Annotated in this window: 16 protein-coding genes; 11 read left to right on the forward strand and 5 right to left on the reverse strand. The window is 58.5% G+C overall.

Translation table 11 applies throughout. The features are described 5' to 3' along the window. Window positions 1-265: 265 nt before the first annotated feature. The gene (locus tag PO778_RS12680; RefSeq protein ID WP_271439908.1) at window positions 266-1,147 is read left to right on the forward strand and encodes an OmpA family protein; all 882 of its coding nucleotides are present in this window, start codon (window positions 266-268) and stop codon (window positions 1,145-1,147) included. Between the two features lie 53 nt (window positions 1,148-1,200). Here the strand turns inward: PO778_RS12680 and PO778_RS12685 are convergent, their stop codons facing one another. Together PO778_RS12685 and PO778_RS12690 are read right to left on the reverse strand one after the other, a co-directional pair. Continuing rightward, on the reverse strand, window positions 1,201-1,569 hold the full coding sequence (locus PO778_RS12685) for a DUF6768 family protein (RefSeq protein WP_271439909.1): 369 nt from the start codon (window positions 1,567-1,569) through the stop codon (window positions 1,201-1,203). Next, window positions 1,566-2,129 (reverse strand): RNA polymerase sigma factor, encoded by a 564-nt coding sequence (locus PO778_RS12690; protein WP_271439910.1) that lies wholly within the window; start codon window positions 2,127-2,129, stop codon window positions 1,566-1,568. Before PO778_RS12690 ends, PO778_RS12685 begins: the two co-directional genes overlap by 4 nt. 145 nt (window positions 2,130-2,274) lie before the next feature. Here PO778_RS12690 and PO778_RS12695 point away from each other — a divergent pair, with 145 nt between their 5' ends. The 3 genes from PO778_RS12695 (at window position 2,275) to PO778_RS12705 (ending at window position 6,711) form a co-directional block, all read left to right on the forward strand. Further along, window positions 2,275-2,973, forward strand: coding sequence for an energy transducer TonB family protein (locus PO778_RS12695; protein ID WP_271439911.1), 699 nt, complete (start codon window positions 2,275-2,277; stop codon window positions 2,971-2,973). Between the two features lie 186 nt (window positions 2,974-3,159). Continuing rightward, window positions 3,160-4,050 carry an alpha/beta fold hydrolase gene (locus PO778_RS12700; protein ID WP_271439912.1) on the forward strand — a complete coding sequence of 297 codons (891 nt, stop codon included), beginning with the start codon at window positions 3,160-3,162 and terminating at the stop codon, window positions 4,048-4,050. A gap of 600 nt (window positions 4,051-4,650) precedes the next feature. Further along, window positions 4,651-6,711: a ribonucleoside-diphosphate reductase subunit alpha gene (locus PO778_RS12705; RefSeq protein WP_271439913.1), complete on the forward strand. Its 2,061-nt coding sequence runs from the start codon at window positions 4,651-4,653 to the stop codon at window positions 6,709-6,711. 87 nt (window positions 6,712-6,798) lie between these two features. Here PO778_RS12705 and PO778_RS12710 read toward each other — a convergent pair whose 3' ends face one another. Then, window positions 6,799-7,353: a DUF4440 domain-containing protein gene (locus tag PO778_RS12710; protein WP_271439914.1), complete on the reverse strand. Its 555-nt coding sequence runs from the start codon at window positions 7,351-7,353 to the stop codon at window positions 6,799-6,801. A gap of 141 nt (window positions 7,354-7,494) precedes the next feature. Between PO778_RS12710 and PO778_RS12715 the strand changes: the two genes are divergently transcribed. The 3 genes from PO778_RS12715 to PO778_RS12725 are packed head-to-tail and all read left to right on the forward strand — an operon-like array spanning window position 7,495 to window position 9,365. Further along, the gene (locus PO778_RS12715; protein WP_160730896.1) at window positions 7,495-7,776 is read left to right on the forward strand and encodes a putative periplasmic lipoprotein; all 282 of its coding nucleotides are present in this window, start codon (window positions 7,495-7,497) and stop codon (window positions 7,774-7,776) included. A gap of 54 nt (window positions 7,777-7,830) precedes the next feature. Next, entirely contained in the window at window positions 7,831-9,189 is a 1,359-nt protein-coding gene (locus PO778_RS12720) for a GntP family permease (RefSeq protein ID WP_271439915.1), read from the forward strand. 5 nt (window positions 9,190-9,194) lie between these two features. Further along, window positions 9,195-9,365, forward strand: a complete 171-nt coding sequence (locus tag PO778_RS12725; RefSeq protein ID WP_271439916.1) for a hypothetical protein — start codon at window positions 9,195-9,197, stop codon at window positions 9,363-9,365. Window positions 9,366-9,481: 116 nt separating this feature from the next. Here the strand turns inward: PO778_RS12725 and PO778_RS12730 are convergent, their stop codons facing one another. Then, window positions 9,482-9,724, reverse strand: coding sequence for a DUF2171 domain-containing protein (locus PO778_RS12730; RefSeq protein ID WP_160730893.1), 243 nt, complete (start codon window positions 9,722-9,724; stop codon window positions 9,482-9,484). A gap of 204 nt (window positions 9,725-9,928) precedes the next feature. Here PO778_RS12730 and PO778_RS12735 point away from each other — a divergent pair, with 204 nt between their 5' ends. Beyond that, window positions 9,929-10,324, forward strand: coding sequence for a PepSY domain-containing protein (locus PO778_RS12735; RefSeq protein WP_271439917.1), 396 nt, complete (start codon window positions 9,929-9,931; stop codon window positions 10,322-10,324). A gap of 101 nt (window positions 10,325-10,425) precedes the next feature. On the opposite strand, the gene PO778_RS12740 is transcribed toward PO778_RS12735, so the two are convergent. Beyond that, entirely contained in the window at window positions 10,426-10,671 is a 246-nt protein-coding gene (locus tag PO778_RS12740; RefSeq protein ID WP_271439918.1) for a hypothetical protein, read from the reverse strand. Between the two features lie 246 nt (window positions 10,672-10,917). On the opposite strand from PO778_RS12740, the gene PO778_RS12745 reads away from it, so the two are divergent. The 3 genes from PO778_RS12745 to PO778_RS12755 all read left to right on the forward strand — a co-directional run bounded on the left by PO778_RS12745 (window position 10,918) and on the right by PO778_RS12755 (window position 14,321). Further along, window positions 10,918-11,979: a ribonucleotide-diphosphate reductase subunit beta gene (locus PO778_RS12745; protein WP_160730890.1), complete on the forward strand. Its 1,062-nt coding sequence runs from the start codon at window positions 10,918-10,920 to the stop codon at window positions 11,977-11,979. A gap of 149 nt (window positions 11,980-12,128) precedes the next feature. Beyond that, the gene (locus PO778_RS12750; RefSeq protein WP_271439919.1) at window positions 12,129-13,952 is read left to right on the forward strand and encodes a hypothetical protein; all 1,824 of its coding nucleotides are present in this window, start codon (window positions 12,129-12,131) and stop codon (window positions 13,950-13,952) included. An 84-nt stretch (window positions 13,953-14,036) separates the two neighbouring features. Continuing rightward, window positions 14,037-14,321 (forward strand): DUF1294 domain-containing protein, encoded by a 285-nt coding sequence (locus PO778_RS12755; RefSeq protein WP_271439920.1) that lies wholly within the window; start codon window positions 14,037-14,039, stop codon window positions 14,319-14,321. Window positions 14,322-14,392 lie beyond the last annotated feature (71 nt).

Below are 14,392 nucleotides of genomic sequence, written 5' to 3' on the forward strand. Positions count from 1 at the left end.
GTTGGCTTCGCACCTGCTATCTGCAGCACGGCGGATTATCACGGTTCATCGCATCTCGCCCACCGATCAGCCGCAAATGGCACAGGACCCCCGGAACCGTTCATTTGCCAGCGAGGTTGGCGCTACCAGTCACGGCATCCATGCGTCGCACTGATGTGACGCTGACAGACAAAGGGGGCTTTGTAAGCTGGCTGATGCAACAGGGGGCAGCAGGGAATTGCGGCGGACATACAGTGCCAGCTGACACCTTTGAAGGAGTAGAATTATGAGTATCAAGACAACAAGCCCGAAGATTGCGCTGCTCTGTGCCGCGCTCGCCCTGCCGACAACTGGCGCTCTGTTCGCGCAGGATATGGCCGCAGGTGACAGCGACGTTCTGACCACGGTCTATGGCACCCCGCCAGCCGATCTTTCCGGCCTCGAGGAAGGCCCTGAAGTCGAAGGATTCATCACTGCCCGCAGCGACAACCGCGTCGAGGTCATGACCTCTGGCGGGCAACGTGTTGCTGTGATGGTCGGCGAAGCGACGGAGATCAAGGCGAGCGGCGGCTTCCTCGGCCTGGGCCGGACTTCGCTTGGCGAAAACGATCTTCTCAACGGCCTGCCGGTCGAAATCGACACGGTCCAATGGGGCCGCGGGCTGGTCGCCAGCAAGATCCAGCTGAGGAACAAGGATCTCAAGACTGCGTCGATGATCCGCAACGGAACCGTTCAGGGTTTTGCTGAACAGACTGCCGCAACGGAGGCGCTACGCGGCCGCTTGGGCGATATCGATCAGTATAACGTGAAGGGCACCACCAACGTCTATTTCGACACCGGCATGGCATCGCTTTCGCCGCAGGACAAAGCGAATCTTTGCGCCACCGCCGCAGAAGCGGATGGGATGGACAATGCGCTGATGCTGGTCGTTGGATACACCGATTCTACGGGCAGCCAGGAATTTAACCAGCAGCTGAGCGAAAAGCGCGCTGGCCGGGTGGTCAATTACCTTCAGCAGGCCTGCGGCTGGAAACCCTACCGAATGCTGACCCCGACCGGCATGGCAGAAGCCGATCCCGCTGCGCCGAACGACACGGCGTATGGCAAATCGCAAAACCGCCGCGTGGCGGTGAATATTCTCGTCAGCAAAAGCGTCGACGGGATCTGACTTTATCGGGGGCGGGCCATTTCCCGCCCCCGATCATTCTCCGCGAAGCAGGCTTAATTTTCGCGTCGGGCCAGCTGCAGTTCCAGCCGCTTCACTTCCCGGATCACACGGTTTGCTTGCAGCGTCGGCCACATCAGCATTTTGGTTTGCGCCGCGAGGATGAGGAGCGTCGCAGACGGCAATCCCCAGCGCAGCGCCTCCAGCGTATCGGCTGCGTTGAAAAACCGGATTGCGGCATAGACTGATGCTGCAAACATCAGAATTTGGAACAGCATGAGCAGCCAGCTGACCCAGCCGATCTCTCCCCCGAAAACGCCCCACACCTGTTTGAAATAGCCTGGCTCTGCACCGACGCTGCGCAGCAGGGCGCGCTCTTCGGCGTTCAGGGCCTCATCGATCATCATCTCGAGTTTGTCGGTCACGGCGTTTCTCCTTCCAGTATCGCACGCAATTTGCGGCGCGCATTCATCAATCGTGTTTTTACCGTCCCGGCCGGAATGGCGAGGGCAACGGCAACCTCGGCAACGCGCATATCTTCGAAATGATAGAGCGCAATTGCGGCACGTTCCCCTGCGGGTAACTGCCTGATGGCCTGCCTCAGCGGCTCGGTCTGGGCCGGCTCGTCCGGGGCCGCACACAGGTCGTGCGGCTCGGCGGCTACGGCAGCTTTCAGGTCCCGTTCGCGCACTGCGCTACCAATTTCGCGGGCGCAGGATCGAGAGACGATACGGTAAGCCCATGCGCCGAAGGCCCGGTCGTCTTGAAGTCCGCGTATTCCTCGCAGGATCTCTCGCCATGCGTTCTGCGCCGCCTCGCGGGCCATTTCGCGCTCACCAGTCAGGCGCCAGGCGTGAGCGACCAGTTTTGGATGCCAGCGGCGGGCCAGCTGCTCCATCGCGGCGCCTTCGCCTAGTTTCGCCGATGCGACCAGATACTCGTCCAGCGCCCGCTCTCTATTCAGTCTGGCAGTTGCTGAACCCATCAATCACACCCCGGTTTCTGCCTGATAGGTGCCTGTAACACGCCGGACGGTTCATTTGGCGGCACAAAAAATATGCTGAGTCGCCGGCGCGAGGGGGTTGGATTTGCCCTTAGCCTGTCTCGCTGCGCAATTCATCGGCCTATGAATGGCATTCATCCAGAAGTATATGACGTTTGCCGCTGCCTGGTTGAAATATTCTGCCAAAGGCGCATTTTTGCTCGTGGAGGTAGTGATCAGCCGGATCATTGCCGACACGATCGACCAACGATGCAGCGGCACGAGTAAAATTCGGGACTGTGCTCCGCTTGCTGGTCTGTCCTGGCCGATCATCCACATCAAGAAGGATGATCCAATGCAAATATTCACGAAAGCCGTATTGGCCGCCGGTCTGGCGGTAACCGCAACCACCCCTGTCATCGCGGCAGAGGACCAAGATATCGTTGTCTCATCTCGCACCGCGCTGCAGCAATGGGTCGCCAAAACCAATCACCGACTCGACCGTCAATTGGAGGTCACGACAAGGCTGCAAAAACTGGGTGCGCCGCGCGGAATTGTTCAGATCCGCTTCGATCAGGGGGAAAATGGCCGCCCTGCGAATGTTGAGATCTATCGCAGTTCAGGCGTCCCATTGATCGACCGCACAGCAGCGTGGGCGGTGCGGCGGATGAGCGGTCTGGATGAAGTGCCTGTCGCAGGCGCGGCCAAGGCTAAATTCCAGGCAAACATCATTTTCGCCACTGGTCCTGAAGAAAAGGCCAAATATTTCGCGCAGCTGAGGCAATCGGAAAAGGTCCGTCTGGCGAGCAGCGCGGCGGAACGGGCCGTTATCTCGCTCGGCAGCTGACCGGGCCAATAGATTGCCGCTGATGCCCGCGCATCATAGCGATGGAATGCGCCGCTCCGGTCTTGGGGCGGCGTTTTTCAATTGGCCGCCGCGCTCGTCCAATCTTGCCGATGGCGGGCAAGTGGGTCATGTACCGCAATGACACCGCAAGCGTGGTAAACGCAGCAATCAGGGGCAAGGCAAGTTATGGCACAGGCGACCGCCAACGGGATTACCATCGAATATGAAGATCACGGCGACCCTTCGCACCCGCCAATGCTGCTTATCATGGGGTTCGGCGCGCAGCTGACCCTATGGCCGATCGAGCTGGTAGAAGCCTTGGTCGACCGCGGCTTTCGCGTCATACGGTATGACAATCGCGACATCGGCCTGAGCCACAAGTTCGACGGGGTGAAGGCTCCGGGGCTGATCAAACTCACCATCCTCAGCAAGCTGGGGATCACGCCCAAGGTGCCTTACACTCTGGCCGACATGGCTGATGACGGTGCCGGATTGCTGGACGCACTGGAAATAGAGCGCGCGCATATCGTGGGTGCGAGCATGGGCGGGATGATCGCCCAGCACGTTGCTGCGAGGCATTCGGACAAGGCGCTGTCGCTGACGTCGATCTTCTCGACCACCGGCAACCCGAAACTGCCGGCGGCGAAGAAGGAAGCGATGAAGGTTCTCGTGACCCGGCCCGCGAGCATGGAAGAAGAGGCGCTGGTCAATCACGGGGTCAAACTGTCGCGTACGATCGGCAGCCCGGGATACCCTGCGCCGGAAGAAAAATTGCGTGACCGGGTGCGCGAAAGCGTCCGCCGCAGCGTCTATCCGGAGGGGCCGACCCGGCATTTGTCTGCCATTGTCGCAGACGGCGACAGGCGGCCCATGCTCAAGGATGTAACTGTGCCCACACTTGTTCTGCACGGCGAGGATGATCCGCTGGTTCCGGTCGAAGGCGGTCGGGATACAGCCGCAAGCATTCCCGGCGCGACCATCCGGACCTTCCCGGGATGGGGACATGACCTGCCGATGGAACTGGTCGAAGCAATCGCAGACGAGATCGCGGGACACGCCAAAGCATCTGCCAGCTGATCAGCGCATGGCGTTCGGCGATTTCCGGCCACGCTTGCGGCCCTGGTTGCGACCCTCCTTCAAGGACGCATGAAAACTGCGTCCGGCGGCAGCGCGGACAGGTTGCGCGGAGCGGCCCGAACAAGACCGAAAATTGCGCTGCACGAGTCGATTGATTCAAAGCCCTGAAACAGGCTTTTCCCGCGAAATATTTTTTCACGGATTCATTTTTGGGCTTGCGTATCGCGCCAGCCAAGCTTTTCCGGCGCGTCGCTGCGTTTTAGCAGACTAACACACCCCACATATTGTGTTCGAAAGCTTGGTTAATCACAATTTACCCTCTTGCTTCAAATCGGCGTCTGATTCACTATTTGGGTGTCGGGCCTCGGGGGCACCTACTAGACCTAGTGATTTACGGCTACACGCCACAGGGCGTGGGCAAGGTATGATTCGGTCTGGCGCAAGGTGAGAAAAGGGCTGGCTGTGGGTAGATCGGGGATAAGTAATTCGCCGTTCGCCAGTGAAAAAATGCTAGGTGGGATGCTTCCCGCCGAATCGAACGGATTAGGAACATCGGTATCGCACTACCGTTGTTCGAACTGAGGACGGGGCGGGAAAAATATGGAATTCAGAACTGGGGATGACGCGGCCATGGGGCTTGAGCAGGATAGCGAAAACACGAGCAGCCAGCCGGCAGCCGCACCCACCAAGAAGACGGCTGATAAAGGCCCCGAAGCGAAAGCAGTGACAATGGAAGCGAGTGACAGAGGCAGCGACGAACTGGTCGCGGAAAAGGCCAGCGAAGCCATGGCCGGCGCCTTGGGCGAAGCGATGAAGGCCGCTGCGAAGCCAGTGGACGACAGCAAGAAAGTCAATGATCGCCGCTTCACCATCGTGACCGACGAATCGCGCGATGAAAAGCTGACCGAGTTCGGCAAGGAAACGCTGATCGACCGTTACCTGCTGCCCGGTGAAAAATTCCAGGATCTGTTTGCGCGTGTGGCCGATGCCTATGCCGACGATCAGGAGCACGCCCAGCGTCTCTATGACTATATCTCGAACCTCTGGTTCATGCCTGCAACGCCGGTGCTGTCCAATGGCGGCACATCGCGCGGTCTGCCGATTTCCTGTTACCTCAATTCCGTGTCGGACAGCCTCGACGGGATTGTCGGCACCTGGAACGAGAATGTCTGGCTGGCTTCGAAAGGCGGCGGCATCGGCACCTATTGGGGCAATGTTCGCGGCATCGGCGAACCGGTTGGCCTGAACGGCAAGACCAGCGGCATCATCCCGTTTGTCCGGGTAATGGATTCGCTCACCCTCGCGATTTCGCAGGGCAGCCTGCGCCGTGGATCGGCCGCGTGCTATCTCGATGTGTCGCACCCTGAAATCGAGGAATTCCTCGAAATCCGCAAACCGTCGGGTGACTTCAACCGCAAGGCGCTCAACCTGCACCACGGCGTGCTGTTGACCGACGAATTCATGGAAGCGGTCCGCAATGGCGACCGTTTCGAGCTGAAATCGCCCAAGACCGGCGAAGTTCGCGGCGATGTCGATGCGCGCTCGCTGTTCCAGAAACTGGTCGAAACCCGCCTCGCCACGGGTGAGCCGTACATTGTGTTCAGCGACACCGTGAACCGCATGATGCCCAAGCATCACCGCGAACTGGGCCTGAAGGTTTCGACATCGAACCTGTGCAGCGAAATCACTTTGCCGACCGGTATCGACCACCTCGGAAATGACCGTACTGCGGTTTGCTGCCTGTCATCGCTCAACCTTGAAAAATGGGATGAGTGGAACGGAGAAAAATCGTTCATCGAAGACGTCATGCGCATGCTCGACAACGTCCTGCAGGACTATATCGACCGCGCACCCGACGAAATGGCTCGCGCCAAGTATTCGGCGATGCGTGAACGCAGCGTCGGCCTGGGCGTCATGGGCTTCCACTCTTTCCTCCAGGCAAAGAATATCGGCCTCGAAAGCTCGATGGCGAAGGTCTGGAACCTGAAGATGTTCAAACACATTTCGGGCAAGGCAGAAGAAGCCAGCATGGTCCTCGCGCATGAACGCGGCCCGTGCCCCGACGCAGAAGAAATGGGTGCGATGGAGCGGTTCAGCTGCAAGATGGCGATCGCACCGACCGCGTCGATCAGCATCATCTGCGGCGGCACCAGCGCCTGTATCGAACCGATCCCGGCCAATATTTACACGCACAAAACCCTGTCGGGCAGCTTCATCGTGAAGAACCCGTATCTGGAAAAGCTGCTGCGCGAAAAGAGCAAGGATTCGACCAATGTATGGAATTCGATCCTGGAAATGGGCGGCAGCGTCCAGCACCTCGATTTCCTGAGCGACGAAGAAAAGGCCGTGTTCAAGACCAGCTTCGAAGTCGATCAGCGTTATCTGCTCGAATATGCGGCTGACCGTGCGCCGTTCATCGATCAGGCGCAGAGCCTGAACCTGTTCATCCCGGCTGACGTGGATAAATGGGACCTGATGATGCTGCACTTCCGCGCATGGGAACAGGGCATCAAGTCGCTCTATTACCTGCGGTCGAAGTCGGTCCAGCGCGCTGGCTTTGCCGGCGGGGTGGAAGCGGACAACACCGTCGACGCCGCAAAGATCGAGTTGATGGCTGGTGCCGAGCAAACCGATTATGAGGAATGTCTGAGCTGTCAGTAAGCCAGCTTTACGGCGATAACTCGAAGTAAATCGGCACCGGCAGGATTATCCCGCCGGTGCCGTTTCTTTTGCGGCTCATGGATTGCGTCAGTCCAAGTCCGGCGGATAAGGCTGCGCAGCACCGTGATCGTAGCTGAGCGATTCTAGCAGCCTGAAGCGCCTTTCTTCGGGCATCCATTGCCACACGTGCATATAGCGCGCGCCGCCGGTCATTTCCCATTCGCCGCTGTCACCATCCTTGTCAGCGCGCCATTCGTGGAATGTGTGCTGGCCCTGTTCCAGCGCGCCCCATTGGCCCATCCGTCTGATAATTCGGCTGCCGGGAACCAGAAGTCGCCGGTTGCTGTACCCCTCACTCGAACCACCCGGCTTGCGCGCCTCGCAGCGTTCGCTGGCCTGTTCCAGCATGAAATCCCTGTTTGGAATCGCCAAACCTTCAAGATCGTGCACCATCCGGAAATCGGGATGGATCACCTCCGCCTGCAAGGCCGGATCGCACCCTTCGAAAAACGCCCAGAACAGCTGGGCATCGGCCTTGCGGATCCGCTCGTGCATTTCGGTTTCTTCCGGAAACGGGTGAGCGCTTGCCGGGGCAGAGGGCGAAGATGCCTGCAACGCGGCCGCAGCGAGAATTGATAGCATGGGAGCTCCCTGTGTGATTTACTGTAGTAATACAGTGCATATGCTGTATGTCAAAGGCTCCGCAGCGCGCCTGACTTGCTTGTTGCTCCGCCGGGCTTGCGCGCGTTACAATCCCGGCGGGAGCTTCCCGGGGAGTTTATAATGCGCCGTATTTTGCCAGTTCTTGCCATCACTCTTTTTCTCTCGGCCTGCGCGTCGCAGATCGATGCGGGCGTGGCGAAGGAAGCCGGATCGCCCGGTTTCTGGTGGGGGCTGTGGCACGGGTTTATCTTCCCGTGGTCGTTCATCGGGTCGCTCTTCAACCCGGACATTGCGGTTTATGCCGTGCCCAATCGCGGGGGGTGGTATGATTTCGGCTTCTTCCTTGGCATAACGGTGCTGGGCGGCGGGTCGTTCTTCGGTTCGAAGAAGAGCCGCGGCTAGCATCAGGCTCAGATAAACCGGCATCCAGACCGGGCAGGGACGGGGACAGGCGCAATGATTGGGGTACTCGGGCTGCTCGCCGGAATGGGGCTGCTGATTTTTCTCGCACTGCGAGACGTGAACATCATTTTCGCATCTGTCCTTTGTGCTTTGCTGGTGATCGTTTCCAACGGTCTGCCGTTCGCTGAAAGCCTTACCCAGTCATACACCTTCGGCGACCTTGGCGCGTTCACTTTCGCCGGACGGTTCTTCATGCTGTTTGCTGCAGGGGCCGTGTTCGGGCGGATCATGGGGGAAAGCCATGCCGCAACCAGCATCGCGATGGCGCTGGTCCGCCGGCTGGGCGCGCACCGGGCGCTGTGGATCACCGTGCTGGCATGCGCACTGCTGACCTATGGCGGGGTGGTGGTGTTCGTTGTGATTTTCGCCATGTATCCGCTCGGCCTGAGACTGCTGAAAGAGGCGGACATTCCCAAGCGCCTGTTCTGCGGCGCACTGGCGCTGGGGGCGGGAACATTCACGCTTACTGCGTTACCGGGTACGCCATCGATCCATAATGTGATCCCGACGTTGAAGCTGGGGACTGACCTGTTCGCCGCCGCCTGGCTCGGACTGTTCGGAGGGGCGGTCATGTTCGCGCTCGGCATGTTCTATCTGGAACGTGAGCGGAAGAAGGCCCGCGCCAACGGCGAGGGGTTCGAACCCGGTCCGCGCGACGTTATCCCGGATTTTGCGGCAATCGAGAAAGATGTGCCTCACTGGGCGGTGGCGATCTTGCCGCTCGCGTTGGTGATCGGGACGATCTTGGCGCCGCGGCTCCTGACCATGGCGGACATCGGAAGTGGCAGCGAATTGCTCGCCTTCGCCAATTCGCAGCCGATCCTGTGGCCTTCCATCGCGCTGATCCTCGCGAGCATCGCTGCGATTGTGCTGTTCCCGGCAGTACGCCGCGCGCCCTTGCACAGCATGGGGCTGGGCACGCAGGACGCGATCATGCCGCTGATGGCGACATCGGCAGTAATCGGTTTTGGCGGTGTGGTGGCGCAGACGGGCGGGTTCGCCAGTTTTACCCAAGCCGTAGTCGGGCTGGATGTGCCGCCGCTGGTTTCCATGTTTGCTGCGGCCAGCACGGTATCGGGCATCACCGGTTCTTCGTCGGGCGGGTTGCAGATATTCATGGCGACAATGGCCGATTCCTATCTGGCCATGGGTGTGCCACCGGAAATCCTCCACCGCCTGGTTGCCATGGCAAGCGGCGGGTTCGACTCCCTGCCGCACTGCGGCGCGGTTATCGCCATGCTCACGATTACGCAGCTTACGCACAAACAGGCCTATAAAGATGTTGGTGTGGTGACGGTAATTGTCCCGGTAGTCGCGACCTTGCTGACCACTGCACTGGCGATGATGGTCTGACTTCGGTGGCTGAACTTGTTTTTCTTGCCGCGTCTCTGCTGGTCTTGCTGATATTGGGATACGTGTTCTGGGGCGGCGTTGGCAGCAAGCGGCGCGATATCGGCCGCGGGTTCGCGGTCGCGGCGTTCGGATTGGCCGCCTATGTCGGTCATATGCTGTACGACAAGCTCACCTGACCGGGGCTGTGCACAGGCGCAGAGCACAAAAAACCCCGGCGCGCTCTACCGCTGATGCGGGAGCAAGCGCCGGGGTCTGATCAGCCTGCCGTTACCGGCGGCTTTTCATCCCGCAATTATGCGGTTTCTGTTGCCCGTGTTCCGAGACCGTCTGGAATGCGTGCGCTTTCCTTCAGGTAAATCCGGTTGTCATCGATCTTCTCGACATCATCGAGCGAAAGGAAGTGGTGCATTTGATCGCCGCTGTCCGATTTGGTCAGCTTGATCGCATCGTCCTGTACCGCGTCGACCGTGCCGACATGCAGTCCTTCCGAATTTGCGACTTCCATATGTTCCTTGATCCGTAGCTTCTCAAACATGAATTCCCTTTCGTTTTCATTTACTTATACTATACTAACGGGCTGCTCGCGGGTTCGTTCCTCGGCTCACCGCAGCCACAGAACGCCTCATTCGCCGGATCGCCGAAACACGTGACATTTCGCGACAGTTTTGCGCTTGCGCCCTCAACCGTTGTTGGTAATGCGAACCAATTGCATTTAACCAACAGGGTTTCGGGAGTTTCTATGCGCAAGTGGCATCGCTGGTTGTCGGTCTTTTTTGGCGTGATCATGATCTGGGTCGCGGTTACCGGCCTGCTTCATTACGCTGCGGTCTGGTGGCCATCGGGCGAACCCACTGCAGAGGCTGTGGCCGCTGCTGCGCCGCCACCCGGCTTCAAATGTCCGGAGGGATGGCGCTGCCGCCCGCCGAGCGTGGAAACTGACAACCCGCTGCGCCCCTATCTCGGGCTTTTCCACCATCTGCACTCGGGCAGCGAAGGGGGTGTCTGGGGCGAGATTATCGTCATGCTATCCGGTCTGGCGCTGATGTTCTTCACCGTCTCGGGCCTGTGGATGTATATCCGCATGTGGAGCGACCGGAAGCGGCGCGGCGCGAAGAACCGCTGGTTCTGGAAGTAATCCGCCCGGCCAGGCCGACCCGAAAACAAAAAGCGCCTCCGTCCCGTAAGGGAGGAGGCGCCGAGGGAGCGGAACTGAGCCCGCGAAAGGGGAAAACGGCCTCAGCCGCGATCGCCCTCGTATAGTGGTCTGTTCGCCGCTGCCTTCACGCTAAGGTCGGGCCGATCAGATGTTTCGCCCACAATATGCTGGTCACCCTGCATCGGCGGGACTTGCGACAGCGCGATGTCCTGTTCCATCTGGCCGTCCTGATTGCGCGAATTGCCATAGCCCATCTGAGTGTCTGCGCCCGTGCCACCTTCATCGTTGCGGTTTCGGGGTGCGGTGTTGCTGTCGGTACTTGCCATTGAATGTCTCCGTTTGATCGTTACATAATCAATGGAGAAAGCCGCCGCGCGGTTCCGAAATTTTTGTTGGAACACAATGCAGGCGGGCGACTCATGGACTTGCGCCGCATAGCCATGGTGCAAGCAGAATTTCGGGTAATTTATCCACGTGCAATCTTTGCACTTGCTCTCGATTCCCGTTTCTGATTCTGTACAACACAATCAACCTACAACAGGTAGCTGTTCACAGCCCGATGGAGCCACAAGATGTCGTTGACCGAAGCCAGAAAGACCTACAAGCCGTTCGAGTATCCGTGGGCCTATGATTTCTGGAAACGCCAGCAGCAAATCCACTGGATGCCGGAAGAGGTTCCACTGGGTGAAGACTGCCGTGACTGGGCGCAGAACCTGAGCAATCACGAACGGAACCTGCTGACGCAGATCTTCCGTTTCTTCACCCAGGCCGACGTCGAGGTGCAGGATTGCTACCACGAAAAATATGGCCGTGTGTTCAAGCCTACCGAAGTCAAGATGATGCTGGCCGCGTTTTCCAACATGGAAACGGTCCACATCGCTGCCTATTCGCACCTGCTCGACACCATCGGGATGCCGGAAAGTGAATACGGCATGTTCCTCGAATACGAGGAAATGAAGAACAAGCACGATTACCTGCAGGAATTCGGCGTCGACAGCGACGAGGATATCGCCCGCACGCTGGCGATGTTCGGCGGCTTTACCGAAGGACTTCAGCTGTTCGCGTCGTTCGCCATGCTGATGAACTTCCCGCGCTTCAATAAAATGAAGGGCATGGGGCAGATCGTCAGCTGGTCGGTTCGCGATGAAAGCTTGCACTGCGAAGGTATCACCCGCCTGTTCCACGCATTCTGCAACGAACGCGATTGCCTGACGAAGGCGGTGAAGGAAGACATCATCGATGCCTGCCAGAAAACCGTTCGCCTGGAAGACGCATTCATCGACCTCGCTTTTGAAGACGGTCCGGTTCCGGGCATGACGCCGAAAGAAATCAAGAAGTACATCCGCTACATCGCGGACTGGCGACTGGGCCAGCTGGGCTTCCAGCCGATCTACATGGTGGAAGACCACCCGCTGCCATGGCTCGCCCCGCTGCTCAACGGTGTGGAGCACGCCAACTTCTTCGAAACCCGCGCAACCGAATATTCAAAGGGCGCGACCAAGGGCAATTGGCAGGACGTCTGGTCCAGCTTCGACAACCGCAAAAAAGCCAAGGCCGCGAACGAGGAGGAAGCCGAAGACAACGGCCCTGGCCTGTTCGAAGATAATGGTGAAGGGACTGTCGCGGCGGAGTAACCAGTCCGCATATATTCCTCGAAATAAGAGTATTAGAGTATAACTTCGGCGTGCATCAGCGAATCGCTGGTGCGCGCCGAGTGGTTTGTCGTGTCTGTCCTATCGTGATTACGGACTAAGAACCCATAACCCCCAACAAAGGGGGCGATATGACGAAAACGCAGGCAACTTATACTGGTTCAGCACTGGCATTGGTGCTCACTTTCATGGTTCCGACTCAGGCTCTGGCTCAGGCGAACGCGAGCGAAAAAGATTCCGCGTGCACGCTGCAGCCGGAACTTGGGAATGTGGCCGCGGTCGAAAGCAAGCGGGCCGATCTGGTCGCGCTGCAAAGCCAATTCGAGTCTGAAAAAGGCCTAGCAAACGATCTCTACGCTGAAACTTCAAAGGCCGCCGATGAATGGTTTGTCGGCTACAAGAATTTTCGCGACCAGCTCAATAAATATCGGGAGATTGAAAAGCGCCTAGAGGTGCTGGGCAAGCTGCCTTCAGATACGCCGGGCGCAGAGGCCGCGGCAGAGTTAAGCGCACAGATCGAGGCCGATACAAAGGCACTCAAGGCAGCATGCAAAGCCGTTGGCGCTGCCCGCACCCCGCTGTCGGAGAAAGGCGCAATCTACACCCGTTTCACGCGACTCGCGGCGATATCTCTGGCTTACGGCGTGCCGGCACCGGCAACGCCGGGCGATCAAGAGGAACGCAAAGAGGCGCGTCTTGGGCGGGCGCAGGCCAAATCCTGCCCCCCAGGCAAGAGTTACGCCGATACACAAGAAGACGCCTACAATTTGCCCTGTGCAACAATGCGTAAGGGCTTTGAACTTGCGAAACGGAATTACGGCGCTCCGAAAAACCTGTCCGCTAGCCGATTTTCGGTGCCGGGCCGGGCCTTGGACAAACGCGGCGTCACTTCAGCCGTTTCGGCAACAAAAAGCGGCAGCAATATATCGCTGGGCTTCAAAGATGAATTTCGCTTTCGGCGCCCGGACTACAGAGGCACCGGAAACCAGCGCATCTCGACAATCGGTTACGGCCTATCCCTGACGACCGGCGCTGACCCTTTCTTCTCCCGCACCGACAATGAAAGAGCAAATGATCCGGCTGAGGAATCTCTCGACCGGATCGCCACTGACACGAAAATCGGGGCCAGCCTCTCCTGGAACTTCTACCGGCCGGAAACGGCCAGCAACGTACGCGATCGAGCGAATAAAATGCTGACTGCAGCGCAAACGGCTTGCTTCAGCGAACAAAAGGTCGGGGCAGAATACCCGTCTTCGTGCGAGGGTGACGCGTTGTTGGCATGGATTTTTGCCATCAACAAAAAGACGGGTGACTACGCGCACCCTGCGACGGTCAGCGCCTGGAATGCGGTTTACTGGGGAACAAAGGATGGCGAGAAGAATGCCCGTTTCGGTTTCGGGTTAAGTGCCGAAGTCGGCTGGAATGACTTCAGTTTCTATAATGGGACAGCGTCAGCCGCCGACTTGGGAAAAATCTCGACGTCGAAAAGCAAGACCGATTTCTCGATCGCGCCATACATCTATTGGGCTCCGACGCAGAAGCTGTCGCTCGTTGGCCAGCTTTCATACAAGGACGAATGGAAGGCCGCCAAAAAGGCGCGCTTTTGCTCTCCATCCGACGCGGCGCCTGATTTTGAAGGCAGTCTTGAAAATTGTGTAGACCTCGCAGTGCAGGGTCCGAGCAAAGTGGACACATTCGTTCCTTCAATTGAGGCCCGATACCTGTTCAGCGGATTTCGGCGGGGCAGGATCCTTATCCCCGATCTGGGCATTGCGCCGAAGCTGGCACACGACACAAACGACAATCGTTGGGAAGCGGAGTTTCCGATCTATTTCGTGGCTGACGAGGGCAAGCTGACTGGCGGATTGAAGCTGGTCAATGAATGGGGCGGAAAAGACCCGGCAGAAATCGGCGTGGCAATCTTTGCGAGTACGACATTCTCCATCCAACCGTGACTGGGAAGCAGTCTCGAAAGACCAAGTCTGGAAAGTTGCTGCAAATAGCCTTGCGAACGGATTTTCAGCCGATAAATCATAGCGATGGCCCTGATCATCGCCGAAATCGTCACCTACTACCTTATTTTCATCAACCTCATCACCTTCCTGGTTTTTGGATTCGACAAGTTGCGCGCTGAAAATGGGTGGCGGCGGACACCGGAGGCGGAATTGCTTATCTTGGCCGGGATGGGCGGCACGCCGGCCGCTTATGCTGCGCGTGCGCTGTTCCGGCACAAGACACGAAAACAGCCGTTCAGCAATCAGCTTCACATGGTCGCGGCGGTGCAGCTTTGCGTTGGTGTGTTCATCGCGGTGCTGACTTTCTGAATTGTATTCAGCCATGGGCCTTCACTCACCGGCGTTCAGGCATCAGGGCACGCCGCCGCTATGTTCGTCCG

It is taken from the genome of Pontixanthobacter luteolus, assembly GCF_947494915.1.
Taxonomy (GTDB): Bacteria; Pseudomonadota; Alphaproteobacteria; order Sphingomonadales; family Sphingomonadaceae; genus Pontixanthobacter; species Pontixanthobacter luteolus.